The sequence below is a fragment of the Streptomyces sp. NPDC031426 genome (assembly GCF_055581585.1).
Map to the genome: position 1 here is coordinate 135,260 of NZ_JBVIJE010000012.1, position 18,383 is coordinate 153,642.

At 73.2% G+C, this 18,383-nt stretch carries 20 protein-coding genes; 12 read left to right on the forward strand and 8 right to left on the reverse strand.

What is annotated here, in order from left to right:
• Positions 1-8: 8 nt before the first annotated feature.
• Positions 9-500, forward strand: a complete 492-nt coding sequence (locus ACZ5NH_RS25570) for an NUDIX domain-containing protein (RefSeq protein ID WP_468778343.1) — start codon at positions 9-11, stop codon at positions 498-500.
• Positions 501-559: 59 nt separating this feature from the next.
• On the opposite strand, the gene ACZ5NH_RS25575 is transcribed toward ACZ5NH_RS25570, so the two are convergent.
• Positions 560-1,078: an ATP-binding protein gene (locus tag ACZ5NH_RS25575; protein WP_388633706.1), complete on the reverse strand. Its 519-nt coding sequence runs from the start codon at positions 1,076-1,078 to the stop codon at positions 560-562.
• A 148-nt stretch (positions 1,079-1,226) separates the two neighbouring features.
• Here ACZ5NH_RS25575 and ACZ5NH_RS25580 point away from each other — a divergent pair, with 148 nt between their 5' ends.
• Both ACZ5NH_RS25580 and ACZ5NH_RS25585 read left to right on the forward strand, forming a co-directional pair.
• A complete protein-coding gene (locus ACZ5NH_RS25580) occupies positions 1,227-1,826 on the forward strand; it encodes a TetR/AcrR family transcriptional regulator (RefSeq protein ID WP_468778344.1) in 600 nt (199 codons plus the stop codon).
• Positions 1,827-1,881: 55 nt separating this feature from the next.
• Entirely contained in the window at positions 1,882-2,619 is a 738-nt protein-coding gene (locus tag ACZ5NH_RS25585) for an SIR2 family NAD-dependent protein deacylase (protein ID WP_468778346.1), read from the forward strand.
• A gap of 53 nt (positions 2,620-2,672) precedes the next feature.
• Here ACZ5NH_RS25585 and ACZ5NH_RS25590 read toward each other — a convergent pair whose 3' ends face one another.
• The 3 genes from ACZ5NH_RS25590 to ACZ5NH_RS25600 all read right to left on the reverse strand — a co-directional run bounded on the left by ACZ5NH_RS25590 (position 2,673) and on the right by ACZ5NH_RS25600 (position 5,679).
• Positions 2,673-3,161, reverse strand: coding sequence for a methylated-DNA--[protein]-cysteine S-methyltransferase (locus tag ACZ5NH_RS25590; protein ID WP_468778348.1), 489 nt, complete (start codon positions 3,159-3,161; stop codon positions 2,673-2,675).
• Positions 3,162-3,173: 12 nt separating this feature from the next.
• The gene (locus ACZ5NH_RS25595) at positions 3,174-4,685 is read right to left on the reverse strand and encodes an AlkA N-terminal domain-containing protein (protein ID WP_468778350.1); all 1,512 of its coding nucleotides are present in this window, start codon (positions 4,683-4,685) and stop codon (positions 3,174-3,176) included.
• Positions 4,686-4,791: 106 nt separating this feature from the next.
• Positions 4,792-5,679: a methylenetetrahydrofolate reductase gene (locus tag ACZ5NH_RS25600; protein WP_468778352.1), complete on the reverse strand. Its 888-nt coding sequence runs from the start codon at positions 5,677-5,679 to the stop codon at positions 4,792-4,794.
• A gap of 177 nt (positions 5,680-5,856) precedes the next feature.
• Between ACZ5NH_RS25600 and ACZ5NH_RS25605 the strand changes: the two genes are divergently transcribed.
• Positions 5,857-6,579 carry a B3/B4 domain-containing protein gene (locus ACZ5NH_RS25605; RefSeq protein ID WP_468778353.1) on the forward strand — a complete coding sequence of 241 codons (723 nt, stop codon included), beginning with the start codon at positions 5,857-5,859 and terminating at the stop codon, positions 6,577-6,579.
• Positions 6,576-8,216: a MocR-like pyridoxine biosynthesis transcription factor PdxR gene (gene pdxR, locus ACZ5NH_RS25610; protein ID WP_468778355.1), complete on the forward strand. Its 1,641-nt coding sequence runs from the start codon at positions 6,576-6,578 to the stop codon at positions 8,214-8,216. The genes ACZ5NH_RS25605 and pdxR overlap by 4 nt, the downstream gene beginning before the upstream one ends.
• A 40-nt stretch (positions 8,217-8,256) precedes the next feature.
• On the opposite strand, the gene ACZ5NH_RS25615 is transcribed toward pdxR, so the two are convergent.
• From ACZ5NH_RS25615 to ACZ5NH_RS25630, 4 genes are all read right to left on the reverse strand, one after another.
• Positions 8,257-8,766 carry an O-acetyl-ADP-ribose deacetylase gene (locus ACZ5NH_RS25615; protein ID WP_388633684.1) on the reverse strand — a complete coding sequence of 170 codons (510 nt, stop codon included), beginning with the start codon at positions 8,764-8,766 and terminating at the stop codon, positions 8,257-8,259.
• Positions 8,763-10,184, reverse strand: coding sequence for a phytoene desaturase family protein (locus ACZ5NH_RS25620; protein ID WP_468778357.1), 1,422 nt, complete (start codon positions 10,182-10,184; stop codon positions 8,763-8,765). Before ACZ5NH_RS25620 ends, ACZ5NH_RS25615 begins: the two co-directional genes overlap by 4 nt.
• A 124-nt stretch (positions 10,185-10,308) precedes the next feature.
• Positions 10,309-11,157 (reverse strand): inositol monophosphatase family protein, encoded by an 849-nt coding sequence (locus tag ACZ5NH_RS25625; RefSeq protein ID WP_468778359.1) that lies wholly within the window; start codon positions 11,155-11,157, stop codon positions 10,309-10,311.
• Between the two features lie 91 nt (positions 11,158-11,248).
• Complete coding sequence (locus ACZ5NH_RS25630; protein ID WP_468778361.1) at positions 11,249-13,066, reverse strand: gamma-glutamyltransferase family protein; 1,818 nt, start codon at positions 13,064-13,066, stop codon at positions 11,249-11,251.
• 129 nt (positions 13,067-13,195) lie between these two features.
• On the opposite strand from ACZ5NH_RS25630, the gene ACZ5NH_RS25635 reads away from it, so the two are divergent.
• The 7 genes from ACZ5NH_RS25635 to ACZ5NH_RS25665 all read left to right on the forward strand — a co-directional run bounded on the left by ACZ5NH_RS25635 (position 13,196) and on the right by ACZ5NH_RS25665 (position 18,380).
• A complete protein-coding gene (locus ACZ5NH_RS25635) occupies positions 13,196-14,260 on the forward strand; it encodes a lipoate--protein ligase family protein (RefSeq protein WP_468778362.1) in 1,065 nt (354 codons plus the stop codon).
• Between the two features lie 188 nt (positions 14,261-14,448).
• A complete protein-coding gene (locus ACZ5NH_RS25640) occupies positions 14,449-14,955 on the forward strand; it encodes an SAV_915 family protein (RefSeq protein WP_468778364.1) in 507 nt (168 codons plus the stop codon).
• Positions 14,952-15,242, forward strand: coding sequence for a DUF6317 family protein (locus ACZ5NH_RS25645; protein WP_450985181.1), 291 nt, complete (start codon positions 14,952-14,954; stop codon positions 15,240-15,242). The genes ACZ5NH_RS25640 and ACZ5NH_RS25645 overlap by 4 nt, the downstream gene beginning before the upstream one ends.
• Positions 15,243-15,248: 6 nt before the next feature.
• Positions 15,249-16,532 (forward strand): WXG100 family type VII secretion target, encoded by a 1,284-nt coding sequence (locus tag ACZ5NH_RS25650; protein ID WP_468778366.1) that lies wholly within the window; start codon positions 15,249-15,251, stop codon positions 16,530-16,532.
• Positions 16,510-17,046, forward strand: a complete 537-nt coding sequence (locus ACZ5NH_RS25655) for a hypothetical protein (protein ID WP_468778367.1) — start codon at positions 16,510-16,512, stop codon at positions 17,044-17,046. The genes ACZ5NH_RS25650 and ACZ5NH_RS25655 overlap by 23 nt, the downstream gene beginning before the upstream one ends.
• The gene (locus tag ACZ5NH_RS25660; protein WP_468778369.1) at positions 17,043-17,564 is read left to right on the forward strand and encodes a hypothetical protein; all 522 of its coding nucleotides are present in this window, start codon (positions 17,043-17,045) and stop codon (positions 17,562-17,564) included. The genes ACZ5NH_RS25655 and ACZ5NH_RS25660 overlap by 4 nt, the downstream gene beginning before the upstream one ends.
• A 132-nt stretch (positions 17,565-17,696) precedes the next feature.
• Positions 17,697-18,380, forward strand: coding sequence for a hypothetical protein (locus ACZ5NH_RS25665; RefSeq protein ID WP_388633659.1), 684 nt, complete (start codon positions 17,697-17,699; stop codon positions 18,378-18,380).
• The last annotated feature ends 3 nt before the right edge of the window (positions 18,381-18,383 follow it).

Genomic DNA, 18,383 nt, shown 5'->3' on the forward strand with positions numbered 1-18,383 from the left:
CTTCCCCAATGACGACTCCTGACTTCGCCACGTACATCGCGAGCCTGCCCCGAGTCCTCGCCGGCGCGGCCGTGCTCTTCCGGGACGCCGAAGGGCGCGTGCTGCTGGTCGAGCCCAACTACCGCGAGGGCTGGGCGCTGCCGGGCGGCACGATCGAGTCGGACGACGGGGAGACTCCGCGCCGGGGCGCGCGCCGGGAGACGCTGGAGGAGATCGGCGTCGACCGGGAGCCGGGCCGGCTGCTGGCCGTGGACTGGGTGCACGGCACGGGCCGGCCCCCGCTGGTGGCGTACCTGTACGACGGAGGAGTCCTCACCGAGGCCGAGCTGAAGGCGATCCGCCTCCAGGAGGAGGAGCTGTTGTCCTGGCGCCTGGTCCCGCGCGAGGAGATCACCGACCACCTCCCCAGCGCCCTCGGCCGCCGCGTCCTGACCGCTCTGGACGTCCTCGCGGACGGCTCCGGCACCGCGGAGCTGGAGAACGGCCACCGGGTGGCGTGACCGGCCTTTCACCGGCCGCGGTCGCGGCGGGGCGCCGGGCGTGGCTCGGCTGAAGGTGTTCAGGCGGCCATCAACGCGTTCTCGGTGCTTTCCACGGCCGGGTGCTCGGATCGCAGTTCGAACCAGATGGTCTTGCCAGTGGCTGTCTCCGTGCTGCCCCAGGCATCGGCGAGCAGGTCGAGGAGTTCCGTGCCGCGCCCGCCTTCCGCGTCGGTGTCGACGACGCTGCGCAGCGGGCCGGCGGACTCGGTGTCCTCCACCTCGCACGCCAGTCGGGAGTCACGCACCCGCAGGTTGAGCCGGAGCGGCCCGCGGGTGTGCCGCAGGGCGTTGGTGACCACCTCGCTGACCAGGAGCTCGGCGGTGTCGGCCAGGTCGGCCAAGGACCAGTCGCTCAGCTGAGCGGTCACCAGGCGTCGTGCTCGGCCCGCCGAGGTCAGTTCCCGGGGCAGGGGCCAGGAGGCGTCCCAGACGGTGGCGCGGCCCCGGGGAGCGTCCAGCGGCCGTATCGGTGCGAGCGTACGGGACCAGAGGGCCCACTGCCGGGTGGCCCAGGAGAGCGCGGCGTGTGTGGCCATGTGAATCAGTCCTTCGGAGGGAAGCCGTACATGTAGCAGTCGCTACACCTCAAATATAGACGTAGCGGGTGCTACGGTAAAGACATCACCAAAGGTTCCTATAAGCGACATATAGCCCGAGCTTCCCTCACCGCATCCAGGAGCCCTCATGCCGCGGCCGCCCGACCCGGCCAAACGACGCGATCTGCTCGACCGGGTCCGCGCCTACATCCTCCGCAACGGGCTGACCGACCTCTCCCTGCGGCCCCTGGCCCGTGCGCTGGGCACCAGCGACCGCATGCTCCTGTACTACTTCGGTTCCAAGGAGCGGATGGTCGCCGAGGCCCTCGCCGGCTACGAACGCCGGCCTCTTCTGCGCACCCGCGAGCTGCTGGAGGCCTTCGGCTCACCGAGGGACGCGGCGGGCCTGCGCCGCTTCATGGAGGAGGTGTGGCATCAGTTCAGCGACCCCGACGTACGTGCCTCGCTCCCCCTGTATCTCGAGGTCATGAGCGCCAGCCTGCTCCACCCGGACCGGTACGGGCCGGTCCTGCACGACATCGTCACCGAGTGGACGGACCTGCTCACCAGCGTCTTCCGCGACCTCGGCATGGACCAGGACCGGGCCCGCACCGAGGCCGCCCTGCTGGCGGACGCCTCCTTCGGCCTCGTCATCGCCCCGCTGGCGAACGGCCACTGGGACCGGGCGGACAAGGCCTTTCACGCCCTCCTCGACATCCTGGAACCCGGATGGCGGACCCAGACGTGACGCTCGGCCCCGATATCCGCTCGCCCCGATCACACGGGCGTCCTACTCTCGGCCCATGGACAAGCCTCTCCTTGCCCTTCTCAGCGGCGCGGGTATCTCCACGGACTCCGGAATCCCGGACTACCGCGGGCCGAACGGGCTGTGGCGGCGGGATCCGGCGGCGGAGAAGCTCGTGACGTACGAGTACTACATGGCGGACCCGGAGATCCGCCGCCGCTCGTGGCAGATGCGGCGCAAGAACCGCACCCTCAAGGCCGAGCCGAACGCCGCGCACCGTGCCGTCGCCGAGCTGGAGAAGTCCGGCATCCCGGTCCGGGTCATCACGCAGAACGTGGACGGACTGCACCAGCTCGCCGGCCTGCCCGCCCGCAAGGTGCTCGAACTGCACGGCAGCGCACGCAGTGTCGTGTGCACCCGATGCCACGCGCGCGGGCCGATGGAGGACGCCCTGGCCCGCGTCGAGGCCGGCGAGGAGGACCCGGCCTGCCTGGAATGCGGTGGCATCCTCAAGTCCGCGACCGTGATGTTCGGCGAACGCCTCGACCCCGTCGTCCTCGGCGAGGCGATGTCCATCAGCAAGGCGTGCACCCTGTTCATCGCCGTCGGCAGCAGCCTGCAGGTACAGCCCGCGGCCGGCCTGGTCGGCATCGCCGCCGACCACGGCGCCCACCTGATCATCGTCAACGCCGAGCCGACCCCGTACGACGAACTCGCCCACGAGGTCGTACGCGAGCCGATCGGCACCGCCCTGCCCGCACTGCTGGACCGCATCCGGACCGAGAGCGGCACATAGGATCCGTGCGCCTCAGGAGGGCCTCCCTCACCGAGTGCCGTCGCTGGAGCGGGCTAGAACAGCGCGGTGTCCCGTTCGAAGTCCAGCAGGCGGCGCTTGCGGTCGAGGCCGCCGCCGTAGCCGGTGAGATCGCCGGACGCGCCGATGACGCGGTGGCAGGGGACGATGATGCCGATGGGGTTCTTGCCGTTGGCGAGGCCGACGGCGCGGGATGCCCCGGGGTTGCCTAGGGCGTCGGCGAGTTGGCCGTAGGTGCGGGTCTCGCCGTACGGGATGCGGGTGAGCTGTGCCCAGACGCTGCGCTGGAACGGGGTCCCCTTCAGGGCGAGTTCGAGGGCGAACTGCTTCAACTCGCCCGCGAAGTAGGCCGTCAGCTGCTCCCGCGCCGCGGCGAAGGAGGGCAGGCTGTCGTCCCGGTGGCCGAAGTTCTCCTCGGGCGGGCGGTGTCGCTGGCCGGCCATGTAGAGGCCGCACAGGGTGCCGTCGGCGTCGGCGACCAGGGTGAGCGGGCCGTACGGGCTGTCGATCAGGGTGTGGGTCATCGGAGAACCTTCTTACACGGGCAGGAAGTTGATCGGGTGGCCGTCGGTCGCCCACAGGTACTGCACGGCGTACGCCCGCCAGGGCCGCCATGCCTCCGCCCGGGCGGTGAGCGCGGCCGGGGTGGAGGGCAGGCCCAGCTCCCCCGCCGCGCGCCGGATGCCGAGGTCGGTGGGGAGGAAGGCGTCGGGATCGCCGAGGGCGCGCATGGCGATGACGTCGACGGTCCACGGTCCGAAGCCGGGCAGGGCCAGGAGCCGGGCGCGGACTTCCGCCCAGTCGGACTCGACTCCCAAGTGGAGGGTGCCCTCGGCGAGTTCCCGGACCAGGGTGGTGAACGTGGTGCGCCGGGTGCGGGGCATCGCCAGGGTCTCGGGATCCACGGCGGCGAGGGCCTCGGGGGAAGGGAAGAGATGCGTGAGGCCGCCCTCGGGGTCGTCGAGGGGTTTGCCGTGCGCGATGACCAGGCGGGCCGCGTGGGTGCGGGCGGCCGCCGTGGAGACCTGCTGACCGAGGACGGCGCGGACGGCGAACTCGGCCTCGTCGACCGTGCGCGGCACCCGCCGGCCGGGCGCCTTGTCGACCAGGGGCGCGAGCAGCGGGTCGGTGCGCAGCCGGTCGTCCACGGCGACGGGGTCGGCGTCCAGGTCGAGCATGCGGCGGCACCGGCTGATCGCCACGGGCAGATCGCGCAGATCGCTCAGCGTGAGGCGGCAGGCGATGTGGTCGGGGCGGGGCGTGAGGGAGACGATCCCATGGCCGTACGGCAGGCGCAGCGTGCGCCGGTACGCGCCGGTGGGGGTACCTCCCACGCCGTTCGGGCAGTGGGGGAGCCACTCCTCGACGCCGGGTACGGCGGTGGCGGCGAGGTGGCCGAAGAGGTTGGAGGGGTTGAGCGGGGCACGGAACGGCAGCCGCAGGCTCAGCACGCCCGGGATACCGGTCCCGGACTTCGGGGCGCGGGCGCGCAGCTCGCTCGGGCTCAGGGCGAAGACCTCGCGGACGGTGTCGTTGAAGGTGCGGACGGAGGCGAAGCCGGCCGCGAAGGCGATCTCCGTCATGGGCAGCGGGGTGGTCTCGATGAGCAGCCGCGCGGTCTGGGCGCGCTGGGCACGGGCGAGCGCGAGGGGGCCCGCGCCCAGCTCGGCGAGCAGCTGCCGCTCCACCTGGCGGGTGCTGTAGCCGAGCCGGTCGGCGAGTCCGGGCACGCCCTCGCGGTCCACGACGCCGTCGGCGATGAGCCGCATGGCGCGGGCCACCAGGTCGGCGCGCTGGTTCCACTCCGGGGAGCCGGGGCTGGTGTCCGGGCGGCAGCGCTTGCAGGCCCGGAACCCGGCCTGCTGGCAGGCGGCCGCGCTCGGGTAGAACGTCATGTTCTCCGGCTTGGGCGGGACGACGGGACAGCTGGGCCGGCAGTAGATCCGGGTGGTCAGGACGGCCGTGAAGAACCACCCGTCGAACCGCGCGTCCTTGGACTGCACGGCGCGTACGCAGTGCTCCCGGTCGAGGTGCGTCGCTGTCTGCATGCGTCCAGCATCGGCCACCCGGGGCGCCGACCGCTGGCGGAAATCCGACAGCAGCGTCCGCGGGCCTGGTGGGGTGCCGATCCGGGCGGGCGCGGCCGGGGCGGCATCACGGCGCGTGTGTGCCGAGGGCGGCGGTCTGCCGGAACCCGGCGATCCAGTCGGCGGTGTGGCGCAGCCCGCCGAACGTGTAGAAGTGGACCTTCACGGCGCCGTGCCGTTCGGGGTCGTAGCGCTGGGCGAGCGCGTGCAGGAAGCGGTCCGGTCCGGTCGTACCCATGAGGTTGGTCAGCGAGAAGCCGTACTTGCGGGCGACGGAGGCGCTGGTGGCGACGCCGAACCGGGTGGCGTAGCCGAGCAGCCGGCGTACGCCCGCCGGTCCGGGCACGCCGATGCGGACGGGCAGGTGCACGCCCCGGGCGCGGGCGGCCTCCAGCCAGCCGAGCACGGGGTCGGCGTCGAAGCCGAACTGGGTGATGACGTCGCCGCCGAACCGGTGCGCCCCGATGGCCGCCGCCTTTTCGGTGAGCGCGGACCACAGCGTGCCGTCGGCTATCGCCGGGTGGCCCTCCGGGTAGCCGCTGATGCCGACGTGCCGGACGCCGTGGCGCTGGAGCAGGCCGGTGCGCAGGACGGCGAGGGCGTCCGGGTAGGGGCCCTCGGGACGGGCGGGGTCGCCGCCGACGACGAAGACGTTCTCGGCGGTGCCGTCCTCGGCCAGCCCGGACAGGAACTCCTCCAGGGCGGCCCGGGAGGGCAGGCGGCGTGCCGAGATGTGGGGCACGGGGACGAAACCGAGCCGTTTGACCGCGCGGGCGGCCGCCAGCCGCATGCCGAGGTCCTCCCCGGCGAGGAAGGTGATGTTGATCCGGGTGCCCCGCGGGATGCTGCCTTGCGCTTCCTCCAGCCGGGGCACGTCCTTGCCGGTCATCTCCAGCGAGAAGTCGTCCAGCAGCGCGGCACCGACCGCCGGGGTGACGGTGAGAGCGGGGTTCATCGTGCTCCTCGTACGACGGCGTTCGGGACCCCGGCCGATGATGCCACGCGGGCTGCGGGGGCCGCGGCCCGGGGTGGACCGGCTATGGACCGGCCGCCCGCACCGGCTTTGGCCCTGGTGACCGGACCACAGTCCGGGCAAGGTGGTGGCTCCCGAACCCCGAGGAGGTCCCTGACCATGCGATTCCGGCACGCCGACACCATCTGGGCCAGATTTCCCGAACTGGCCTCCGGCGCGCTGTACGCCGACGGCGTCGGCGCCGGTGCGGACACCGGGCCGCGCGCCGCCGAGTACACCGCCCGCGCCCTGGCCCGGCTGTCCGGCGCCACCGAGGGCGAGTTCCCCGAGGTGCTGGCCTGGCGGCGGACGTTCAGCCGGACGGGGCTCAGGCCGACGCAGTACCGGTGCGCCGCGGAGTCGCTGCTGCGGCGGCTGCGGAAGGAGGGCGCGCTGCCGCGCATCCATCCGCTGGTCGACCTGTGCAACGCGCTGTCCGTGGCGTACGCGATCCCGGTGGCGGTCCTCGACGTCGACCGGATCACCGGGCCGCTGCTGGAGGTGCGGCCGGCCGGCGGCGACGAGACGTATACGGCGTTCGGCGGAGGCGTCGAGCGTCCCGCGCCCGGCGAGGTGACCTTCGTCGACTCCGCCGGACGCGCGCACGCGCGGCGCTGGACCCACCGGCAGAGCGGCCACTCGGCGGTCGGCGAGCACACCCACCGGGTGCTGGTGGTGGCGGAGGCCATGCATGACGGCGGCGCGGAGATCGTGCCCGAGCTGCTGAAGGCGGCCGAGGCCGAGGTGGCGGCCCACTGGGGGATCGGCACGGAGACGGCCGTACTCACCCGGGCCGCGCCGGACTTCGTCTTCGGCGGCTGCACCCGGCGCATGACAGCATGAGCACGGTGGACGAGAAGCGAGGGATGCCGGCCGGCGCGGGTGAAGTCCCTGGTCGTGGCTCGGACTTCCTGCAGCTGGCGGCCGGCGATGTGCCCGTCGGCGGGAAGGCCGAGTGGCTGGCCGGACGGCTGCGGCGGGCGATAGCGGACGGCCGCCTGGCGGTGGGCAGCAGGCTCCCGCCCACCCGGGTGCTGGCCACCGAACTCCATGTGTCCCGAGGGGTGATCACCGAGGCCTACCGCCGGCTCGCCGAGGACGGCCATCTGGAGGGCCGCCGCCGCGGGGGCACGGTGGTGGTGGCGGCACCGTTCGCCGCGGCACGGGGCGTCCGCCGGGGCGAAGGACCGGAACGCGAGGAGTCGCGGAGGGCCAAAGTGGATGCGGCACTCGTCAGCCCTCGCGCGGAGTGCCCGCCGGCGGCCCCTCACGCACCCCGTCCCCCGCGACCAGCCGCCGGCCGCACCTCCCCCACGAGCCCTGAGCGCCCCACCACACCCGCGATCCCGTTCCTCCGACCCCCCGGCGCCGACGTCTTCGACGCCTTGCGGGAGGTGCCGGCCGCCGTCGATCTCACTCCCGGGCGGCCCGACCTCGCCGCCTTTCCGCGGACCGCCTGGCTGCGCGCCGAGCGTGCCGTGCTCGCGGAGCTGTCCGCCGAGCACCTCGGCTACGGCGACCCCCGTGGCGCTCCCGCGCTGCGGCGGGCCGTGGCCGACTGGCTCGCGCGGATGCGGGGCGTACGGGTGGAGCCGGACGAGGTGCTGATCGTGGCGGGCACCGCCCAGGCGCTCACCCTGCTCCACCAGGTGCTGCGGGCGGACGGCATCGACGCCGTCGCGGTGGAGGACCCCGGCTCGCTCGGCGGCCGCCAGCATCTGCGCAACGGGGGCCTCGACACCCCGCCGGTGCCGGTCGACGGGGACGGGGTGCGGGTGGACGCGTTGCGCGCGACCGGTGCCCGCGCGGTGCTGCTCACGCCGGCCCACCAGTTCCCGACCGGCGTGGTGACCAGCGGCGAGCGCCGGCGTGAGCTGCTGGGCTGGGCCCGGGACGGCGGGCTGATCCTGGAGGACGACTACGACGCCGAGCACCGCTACGACCGGCCGCCGGTCCCCGCGCTGCGGGCGCTGCTGGCCGACCGGGTGTGTTACATGGGCAGTGTGTCGAAGCTGCTCGCTCCGGCGTTGCGCATCGGCTGGCTGGTGGTCCCGCCCCGCTATCGCACGGGCCTGGTCGACGCCAAGCGGTTCAACGACCTGGGCAACGCGGTGCTGCCGCAGCTGGTGCTCGCCCGGCTGATGGAGTCCGGTGGGCTGGAGCGGCAACTGCGGCTGCTGCGCCGGCGGCACCGCGACCGCCGCGACGCGATGATCGCCGCACTCGCCGAGCATCTGCCCGGTGGGACCGTGCACGGAGCCGCGGCGGGCCTGCATCTGACGGTCACGTACACCGCGGACGTACCCGACACCGAGCTCGCCGCCGCCGCGCTGGGCCGGGGCGTGAAGTGCCAACCCCTGTCCTGGCACCGGCAGTTGTCCGGCCCGCCCGGTCTCGTCCTCGGGTACGCGGCCACCGCGCCGGGAGTCATCGCCGAGGGCGTGGCGCTGCTCGGCAGGACCCTGCGCGAACTGTCCTGACGGCTGCTCCTGGCCGTGCGTATCCCAACGGCGGCGCCGGTCAGCCGACTTGGCGGGCGAACGCCTCGTACGCCCGCTCGTCGAAGAGAACGAAGCGCACCTCCTCGACCGCCGTCGCCGTGTTCCGCACGGTCTCCACGGCGATCCTTGCCGCGTCCCGCATCGGCCACCGGTACACGCCCGTGGAGACGGCCGGGAACGCGACCGTGCGGGCGCCGAGTTCGTCGGCGGCCCTCAGGGACTCGCGGTAGCAGGAGGCGAGCAGATCGGAGCGGTCCTCGCTCTCGCTGTACACCGGGCCCACCGTGTGGATGACCCAGCGCGCGTCGAGTTCACCCGCCGTGGTGGCGACCGCCTGGCCGGTGGGCAGGCCCTTGCCGTACCGGGAGGCGCGCAGGGCGCGGCATTCCTCCAGGATGGCGGGGCCGCCGCGCCGGTGGATCGCGCCGTCGACTCCGCCGCCGCCGAGGAGGGAGGAGTTGGCCGCGTTGACGATCGCGTCGGCGCTCTCCCGGGTGATGTCGCCCTGGACCAGGGTGATGGTGGTCATGTCTGCTGCCTCAGTCTTCGCCATACGGCCTTGGCCGCGTTGTGCCCCGACATACCGTGCACGCCGGGTCCCGGCGGGGTGGCCGAGGAGCAGATGAAGACGGCCGGATGAGGGGTGTGGTACGGGAACAGGGACAGTCTGGGGCGCAGCAGCAGCTGGAGTCCGGACGCCGCGCCGCAGGCGATGTCGCCGCCGACGTAGTTGGCGTTGTGGGCGGCCAGCTCGGCGGGGCCGGCGACGGCGCGGGCGAGCACGCGGTCGCGGAAACCGGGGGCGAAGCGCTCCAGTTGGCGCTCCATGGCGTCGGTGAGGTCGCCGGACCAGCCGTTCGGGACATGGCCGTACGCCCAGAAGACCTGCTTGCCCTGGGGGGCGCGGGTCGGGTCGACGATGCTGGGCTGCACGGTGATCAGGAACGGCCGGCCGGGGGCGCGGCCCTCGCGGGAGGCGGCGCGCAGGGCGGTGGAGATCTCGCCCTTGCTCGCGCCGATCTGCACGGTCGTGGCGGCGCGGGCCTCGGGCGCGGTCCAGGGGACGGGGCCGTCCAGCGCATAGTCGATCTTGAAGACGCTCGGGCCGTAGCGGTAGTGCGCGTAGTGGTTCCCGAAGCCGGCGATGCGGGCCAGCGCGGTGGGCGAGGTGTCGAAGACGTACGCCCGTGCGGGGGGCAGGTCGTCCAGGCGCTTGACCTCGTAGTCGGTGTGTACGGCGCCGCCGAGGTCCTTGAGATAGTCGGCGAGGGCGTCGGAGATGGCCTGGGAGCCGCCGCGGGGCACCGGCCAGCCGCGGGCGTGGGCGGCCAGGGCGAAGACCAGGCCGATGGCGCCGGTCGCCAGGCCGCTGAGCGGCGCGATCACATGGGCGACCAGGCCGGCGAAGACGGCCTTGGCCCGCTCGTCCTTGAAACGGCGCAGCAGCCAGGTGGACGGCGGCAGCCCGGCCAGGCCGAAGCGGGCCAGGGTGACGGGGTCGCGTGGGAGGGCGGTCAGCGGCAGGGACATGAAGTCCCGTACGAGAGTGTCCCAGTGGGCGAGGAACGGCTCGACCAGTCTGCGGTACGCGCCCGCGTCCCGGGGGCCGAAGGAGGCGGCCGTCTCGGCCACCGAGCGGGACAGCACGGCCGCGGTGCCGTCGGGGAAGGGATGCGCCATCGGCAGCTCGGAGTGCAGCCACCGCAGGCCGTAGCGGTCGAGGGGCAGGGCCCGGAACGCCGGTGAGTTGATGCCCAGGGGGTGGGCGGCCGAGCACGGGTCGTGCCGGAAGCCGGGCAGGGTCAGTTCCTCTGTGCGGGCGCCGCCGCCCACGGTGGACTTCGCCTCGAACAGCGCGACGGAGAAACCGCGGCGGGCCAGCTCCACGGCAGCGGTCAGTCCGTTCGGCCCCGCACCCACCACGACCGCATCGAGCATCGACGGCACCTTCGGACCCCTTCGTCAGCCGATGGCCACTCGGGGTCAGGATATGCCGCGGGACTGACATTCCCTCGGGCCGGGTGGCCGGGCGGACCGGCAGACGGGGCCAGGCGGGACGCCCCGGTCGGATTCAGGCCACCGTGCGCAGCAGGTCGGCCACCCGGCGGGCGGTCGTGGCGTCCCGGGCCGCGGTGAAGGGCAGGGCGTTGCCGCCTGTCACCCGGAACGGTTCGCCGGCGCGGGTGAGGTGCGTGCCGCCCGCCTCCTCGACGAGGAGCAGCCCGGCCGCGTGGTCCCAGGCCGCTTCCCAGGAGAACGCGACGGCGTCCAACTCCCCCTGGGCTATGGCGAGATACTCCAGGCCCGCCGAACCGCAGGGGCGAGGGGCGAGGCCGTCGGTCCACAGGGCGCTCAGCGCGCGCTTCTGCTCGTCGGTGGTGTAGTCCGGGTGGGACGTGGCGACGACGAGGTCGCGGCCGGGCGCGGGCGGGCCCGCGAACAGCCGCTCGCCGTCGAGGAAGGCGCCCTGGCCGCGGACCGCGGTGGCGAGCTGGTCGCGCGCCGCGGCGTAGGTCCAGGAGGCGAGGACGACGCCCCGCTGGACGAGGGCGACCAGGGTGCAGAACCCGTCGTCGCCGTGCACGAACTGGCGGGTGCCGTCGACCGGGTCGACGATCCAGACCGGGGCGTCGCCCTGGAGCGCCGCATAGGTCGCCGGGTCGGCGTGCACGGCCTCCTCGCCGACCACGACCGAGCCGGGCAGCAGGGCGCCGAGGTCCGTGGTGAGCCGCAGCTCGGCCAGCCGGTCGGCGTCCGTCACCAGGTCGTGCGGGCCGCTCTTCTGGTCCACCTCGTGCTCGGCGAGGCAGCGGAAGCGGGGCAGGATCTCGGCCGCGGCGGCCTTGCGGACCGCTTCCTCCACGTCGGCCGAGCAGCGGGCGAGAAACTCTTCGATGGTTTCCGTCATTGCTTCGATCATGCCTCCATGAGAGCACGTCCCTCTGACAATCCCCGCCCGCCCGGTGCACAGCGGGTGGAATCGGGATGAAGAACAGGTTCCGGATGATCAGTCAGCGGCCGACGGCGTACCCCTGCATCCCGCGCGGGTTCGCCGCCGCCGAGAGCACGCCGGTCTCCGGGTCCCGGGCCACCGCGCACAGGCGCCCCTCGGACCAGGCGGGGCCGACGGTGACGTCGTGGCCGCGCCGCCGCAGCTCCTCGATCACGTCCGCGTCCATGCGGGATTCCACGGTCACGCTGCCGGGGCGGCGGCCGCGCGGGTGGAAGGAGCTGGGGAAGCTGTCGTTGTGCCAGTTCGGGGCGTCGATCGCGCCCTGGAGGTCGAGGCCGCCGCGTACCTGGGCGCGCAGGGCGGCGGCGAGGAAGAAGTGCAGCTGCCACTGGTCCTGCTGGTCGCCGCCGGGCGTGCCGAACGCCAGGACCGGCACGCCGTCGCGGAGCGCGAGGGACGGGGTGAGGGTGGTGCGCGGGCGGCGGCCCGGAGTGAGGGAGTTCGGCAGGCCCTCCTCCAGCCAGGTCATCTGCAGGCGCGTGCCGAGCGGGAAGCCCAGCTCGGGCACGACCGGGTTGGACTGCAGCCAGCCCCCGCTGGGCGTGGCGGCGATCATGTTGCCCCAGCGGTCGACGACGTCCAGGTGGCAGGTGTCGCCACGGGTCGTGCCGTCGGCGGCCACCTGCGGGTCGCCGGGGAACTCCGCGACCGTCGGCTCACCGGCGCCCATCGGGTCGAAGCCGCGGTCCTCGCCGGTCTCCAGGCGCGCGTACGCCTGCGCCGGCAGCCGCGGGGTGCGCCCGCCGGGGCTGCCGGGCCGCAGCTCGAAGGAGGCCTTGGCGCCGACCAGGGCCCGCCGCCCGGCGTTGTAGCCGTCCGACAGCAGCTCGGCGACCGGCACCTCGGCCGCGTCCCCGTACCAGGCCTCGCGGTCGGCCATGGCGAGCTTGCAGCCCTCGATCAGCAGGTGGACGTACTCTGCGGAGCCGCAGGCGGGCAGCTCGGGCGGGAGCAGGGCGAGCTGCTGCAGGAGGGCGGGGCCCTGGCTCCAGGGGCCGGCCTTGCACACGGTCCAGCCGTTCCAGTCGTAGGTCACCGGGGTCTCGTAGGTGGCCGACCAGCCGGCGAGGTCGGCCTCGGTGAGCGTGCCGGTGTGCCGTGCGCCGCTGGTGTCCATGGTGGGCCGCCGGGACTGCCGTACCAGCGCCTCGGCGACGAACCCGGAGCGCCACACCTCGCGGGCGGCGTCGATCCGGGCCTCCCGGTCGCCGCTGCCCGCGGTCTCGGCGAGCAGCCGCTTCCAGGTGGCGGCGAGGGCGGGGTTGCGGAAGAGCTCACCGGGCCGGGGCGCCCGGCCGCCGGGCAGGTACACCTCGGCCGACGAGGGCCATTCGGTCGCGAACAGCTCCCGCACGGCCTCCACGGTCGCGCCGAGCTTCTCCACGGGCGCGTGCCCGTGCTCGGCGTAGCCGATGGCGTACTTCAGCACGTCCTCCAGGGACCTGGTGCCGTGGTCGCGCAGGAGCAGCAGCCAGGCGTCGAAGGCGCCGGGCACGGCGGCCGCGAGCGGTCCGGTGCCGGGTACGAGGTCCAGCCCGAGCCCCCGGTAGTGGGCGACGGTGGCACCGGCCGGGGCGACCCCCTGTCCGCACAGCACCCGCGCCTCGCCGCCCGCCGGGGCGAGCAGGACCGGTACCTCGCCCGCGGGCCCGTTGAGATGCGGCTCCACCACGTGCAGCACGAACGCGCCCGCCACGGCGGCGTCGAAGGCGTTTCCGCCCTCCTCCAGGACCCCCATCGCCGACTGGGAGGCCAGCCAGTGGGTGGAGGACACCATGCCGAAGGTGCCCTGCAGGGTGGGCCGGGTGGTGAACACGGCAGACGCCTCCTCGGCTCGGGTACCTCGTCCGGGTGATCGTACGAGCGTGATCGCGGTCCGGGGAACACGGCGACTACCTGCGCCGTTGATCTCGTGCGGGCGACGGCAGGGACGGAGGCCCAGGCAGTGCACGGTGAGTACAAGGTGCCCGGCGGCAAGCTCGTCGTCGTGGACGTGGACGTCGAGGACGGCGTGCTGCGGCACGTGCGCGTGTCGGGCGACTTCTTCCTGGAGCCGGACGAGGCGCTGGACGCGGTGGACCGTGCGCTGGAGGGCGCCCCGGCGGACACCGACGCGGCGGGCCTGGCCGCGCGGATCGAGGCGGCGCTGCCCGCGGGGACGGTGATGTACGGCCTCACGTCGGAGGGCGTGGCGATCGCGGTGCGGCGCGCGCTCGCGCACGCCACGGACTGGACCGACCACGACTGGCAGCTGATCCACGAGGGCCCGCAGCCGCCCGCGCTGCACATGGCGCTGGACGAGGTGCTGACCGCCGAGGTCGCCGCGGGCCGGCGCCCGCCGACGCTGCGGGTGTGGGAGTGGGGCGCCCCGGCGGTGATCATCGGCAGCTTCCAGTCGCTGCGCAACGAGGTGGATCCGGAGGGCGCCGCGCGGCACGGCATCCAGGTGGTGCGACGGATCTCCGGCGGTGGCGCGATGTTCGTGGAGCCCGGCAACACGATCACCTACTCGCTGTCGGTCCCCGAGTCCCTCGTCCACGGCCTGTCCTTCCAGGACAGCTATGCCTACCTGGACGACTGGGTGCTGGGCGCCCTCGGTGAGCTGGGCATCCGGGCCTGGTACCAGCCGCTGAACGACATCGCGACCGACCAGGGCAAGATCGCGGGCGCGGCGCAGAAGCGGATCGTCGGACCCGGCGGGGGCCCGGGCGCCGTACTGCACCACGTGACCATGTCGTACGACATCGACGCCGACAAGATGGTCGAGGTACTGCGCATCGGGCGGGAGAAGCTGTCCGACAAGGGGACGAGATCCGCGAAGAAGCGGGTCGATCCGCTGCGGCGGCAGACCGGCCTGCCGCGTGCGGCGGTCATCGACCGGATGATCGAGTCGTTCCGCGTGCGGTACGGCCTGGCGCCGGGCAAGATCACGGACGAGGAGCTGGCGCGCGCGGAGGAGCTGGCGCGGGCCAAGTTCACGTCGGCGGAGTGGACCGGTCGGGTCCCCTAGCCACCGCGCAGGCCGGACGCCGTGGTTCAGCAACGGGTCAAGCGCTGTCATGCCGTCGGCCAAGCGAGCGTATGGGTTCCGTGTACGGCCGACAGCAGGTCACGACATGGCTGGATTTGCCCTCTTGCCCGCTGGCTAACGTGGTCGCGCCCGATCGGCCACGCACGCACGGGGAAGAGGTGACGGCGATGGGGGCGCCGATACGTTCACGACTGCTGGATTTCGCTGAGCCGGATCCGCCCGGGACGGGCCTCCCGCAGCACACTCCGCGGTCGCTCCGCTCGGCGCTGCGGGACCTCGTGGAGGCCGCGCCGCCCCCGCGCACGGCCACGGACGACCGGCCCGGCCCGAAACCCGGGGTGCCCGCGTACCACACTCCGGTGTGCGTGCCGGCACATCCGCGGTCCGTCACCGGCACCGGCTCCGACGGCCGCCCCGCGCGCGTGCCCTTCATCGCCCTCGAACTCTTCCAGCACCCCGCACACGGCACCGTGGCGTTCGCGTTCACCTCGCCGGCCAGGCTGGTGCAGGCCCTCGGCGAGTCCCAGCCGTGGGTCGCCGCCTCCCTCGGCCCGCTGGCCGAGGGCGTGCGCGAGCAGGGCGTCACGGTCCTGCTGGACCCCCGGGTCGCGCCCGGGGAACCCAACTGGCGGCCTGCGGACCTGGCCGCCCATGCGCGGGAGGTGCGCCGGTGAGCGACTTCAAGGCGGTCTACGACGACCTCGCCGCCATGGCGAAGACCTTCCACGACCAGGCCGGCGACTACCGCAAGCTGCACCCCGACGTGGCACCGCCCGTCGTCAGCGGCGGCGACCCCGGCCTCGACTCGGCCGTCAAGGAGGTCGCGGACCTCATCATCGCGCTGCACACCGGCATGGCCGACCGGCTCGACGACCACGGGGACAAGGTCGCCTACGCGCGGGACTCCTTCCACCGGCACGACGTGGACGTCCATGGCGTCTTCGAAGACCTGATCAAGTGAGAGCCGATGAGTGACAGCTGGGTCGGCGGCGACATCGGCGGTCTGCGCACGATGGCCGAGACGTACAAGAACGCCAAGGACAAACTCGACGCCGTGGTCAAGCCGCTGAGCAGCGCCGTCGACAAACTGGTCGGCGACGCCGGCTGGCAGGGCGAGGCGGCCGAGAGCTTCCGCGGCAAGTGGAGCGAGGACGCGCTGGCCGCCGGCGGCTTCGCCGAACTGGTGCACGCGGCGGGCGAGATCTTGGAGACCCTCGCCAACGCGCTGTCCACGTGCGAGTCGTCCCTGCAGAACGCACAGCACATCGCGGCCGGCAAGGGCGTGCCGACGGACGCGAAGGGCGCGCCGCTGCCGGTCATGACGGCGAATCCGCCGAGCGCGGACGACCAGAAGACCATCTCGGCGATGAACGACTACGCCACGGCGCGCGACGAGATCCTGCACACCGCCCAGCACGCACGACTGGTGGCGGCGAAGGACTTGCAGGGGCTGTACGACAAGGTGACGTCGAAGGACGACTCGGTGTCCCCGGGAGACAAGGTCACCCTGTACGACGCGCTGCGCGGCCTGTACGCGTACGACGCCGAGGACGCCCGCGCCGGGGGTATCGAGGCCCGCCGGCACATCGACGCGGCCAGGGCCGAGGCACAGGCGGCCAAGAAGCAACTCCGCGACGAGCGCAAGGTGTTCCAGCAGCAGGGGCGCAGGTTGCCGGACGATCTTCCGGCCAAGAGTGCCTACCGCGACGCGGTCACCAAGGTGGACTCGCTGGAGGCGGACATCGCGCGTGCCGACAACGGCAGCACCGCGTTGCCGTACGACCGTGCGCTGAACGTCAAGCTGGTGGACGCCGCGGACGCGCTGCGCCTGGGCAAGGGGCTGGAAGCGCTGCCGGACGTCCTGAAGGAGATTCCGGTGCTGGACGTCGCCGCGGCGGCGACCTGCGGTCTGATCGAGGCGAAGGACGACCACGACAAGGGCTGGTCCTGGCAGCATTCCGTCACCGTCGACGTCGGGGCAGCCGTCGGCGGCCTGGCCGTCGGTGCGGCTGTCACAGCGGCTCTGCCCGTCGAGGGTGCGGTCGCGGTCGCCGCGGTCGGCGTCGGCTCGGTGATCGTCGCGACCTCGGTCATCGACCACGCCTTCCACGAGCACTGGAGCGAGGACATCCACGACCACGGGGTGGTCGGAGGCGTGCTGACCGGGGCCGGGCATGTCGCCACGGAGACGGTCGATGATGGAAAGCGACTGGTGAAGGATGTCTGGCATGGCGTCACGAGCATCTTCTGAGGCCCCGGCGCCCGGGTTCTCCGTGCCCATTCCGGCCCTGCCGAAGCTGGGCAGGACCTGGTACGAGCGCGGCGCACTCTACTGGCTGTCCCGGGCGCGTACGACCGTCTTCATCGTCCTCGTCATGGCCATGTTCGGTCTCTTCGCGCTGGGCCTGTACTCGGGGTTCCGTGACGTCCTGCCGCCCGCCGCACGTGTCGTGTGGGACACCTTGCAGGTGGCCGCGTCCGCCGTGGCGCTGGTGTGGGGCTGGGTGAAGCAGCGCCGAGGCCATCGGGAGGCGCTGCTGAATCCGCCCACGCCCGAAGAGACCCTCCAGGCCAAACGCGACCACAACAGGCGCGTCCCGGGCCGGATCGCCATGGGCCGCGGGCTGGTGCTGCTCGCCGCTCCGGTCATGCCGGCGTTCGCCGCATACATCGCCGGCTGGTTCGCCGCCTGGCTGACCGTCCGGGAGTACCCCAGCGAAGTCGGCGCCCGCCGCTGGCTGGAGGAGCACCGGTCCGCAGCATGACGACGACTTCGACACCCGTCGGCATCCCGTCCCTGCCGGGGCTCGGCACCACATGGTACGAGCGCGGTCCGCGCTACTGGCTGCGCCGCGCCCTTGGCGCCACGCTGTGGCTCGCGGTGCTGGCCTTCTGCGTCTACATCGCGCTCGTCCTGTACGGAAGCTTCCGCGGCGCCCTGCCGCCGGCGGTCCGCCCGGTGTGGGACTGGGCGCAGGCGGCGGCGTCCGTCGCGGCCCTGGTGTGGGGCTGGCTGGTGCAGCGCCGGGACCACCGCGGGAAGCTCCTGGACCCGCCTGCCCCCGATGCGTTCCGTGCCGCCAAGCGGGACGAGCGCCGCCGCTCCACCGGTCCGGCCCTCGCCGCTCGTGCCCTCTGGCTGATCGCCGCACCCGTCCTGCCCGCACTGGCCGCCTGGGCCGTCGGTTGGTCGGTCGCCGCCTTCACCGTCCGCGAGTACCCCAGCGAAGTCGGCGCGCGCCGCCGACTTGAGGAGCAAAAAGGACAGAACGGTACGCCGTGAGCCCACCGCCGTGACCGCCCGGGCACACAGCGGAGTTCCTACTTCCGCCCCACAGGGAGTCGTGTGACACTGGCGTCCCATGTCCACCAAGCGGACCCTTCCGTAGCCCCTCCCCCACACGAGAAGTGAGCCGTGCGTTCCCTTCCTCTGCCGCTCGCCCTCACCGCGCGGATCTCGCCGGTCGCGGTTCTCGCCTGTGCCGGCTGGGCGCTGACGTCCGGCCCGGCCGCGCCGCCGGCTTCCGCCGGGCACCAGACGACCCAGCAGACGTCCACCCAGTCCTCCTCGTCCTCCTCGGACCCGTCGTCCACCTCGACGGCGAAGGCGTACAGCGCCGCGCCCTCCCCCTGCGCCAGTGTGCCCGCGGCGACCGTCAAGTCCCTGGTGCCGGGGGCGAAGACGACCGGCAAGGAGATCCCCTCGACCGATACCAAGCTGCGCCGCACCTGCTCCTGGAACGCCCTGCAGGGGTATGACTACCGCTGGCTCGACGTGTCCTTCGAGATCAGCGGGTCGGACCAGGAGGCCACGCAGGAGTACCAGCAGCGGGTGAAGGAGAAGAGCGGCGGCGGGGAGGTGCCCGGGCTCGGGAACAGCGCCTACTCCGTCGTCAACCTCACCACGCAGGACAAGCAGCAGACGCGCGAGGGCGTGGTGATGGTCCGGGTGTCCAACGCCCTGGTGATCGTCACCTACAACGGCAGCAACTTCGACACGAAGAAGGCGCCCGGCACGGACGAGATCAACAAGGGGGCCATCCAGGCGGCGCGGGCCGCGGTGGGCGCGCTCGGGGGCGGGCAGTCGCAGACCGGCTGACCG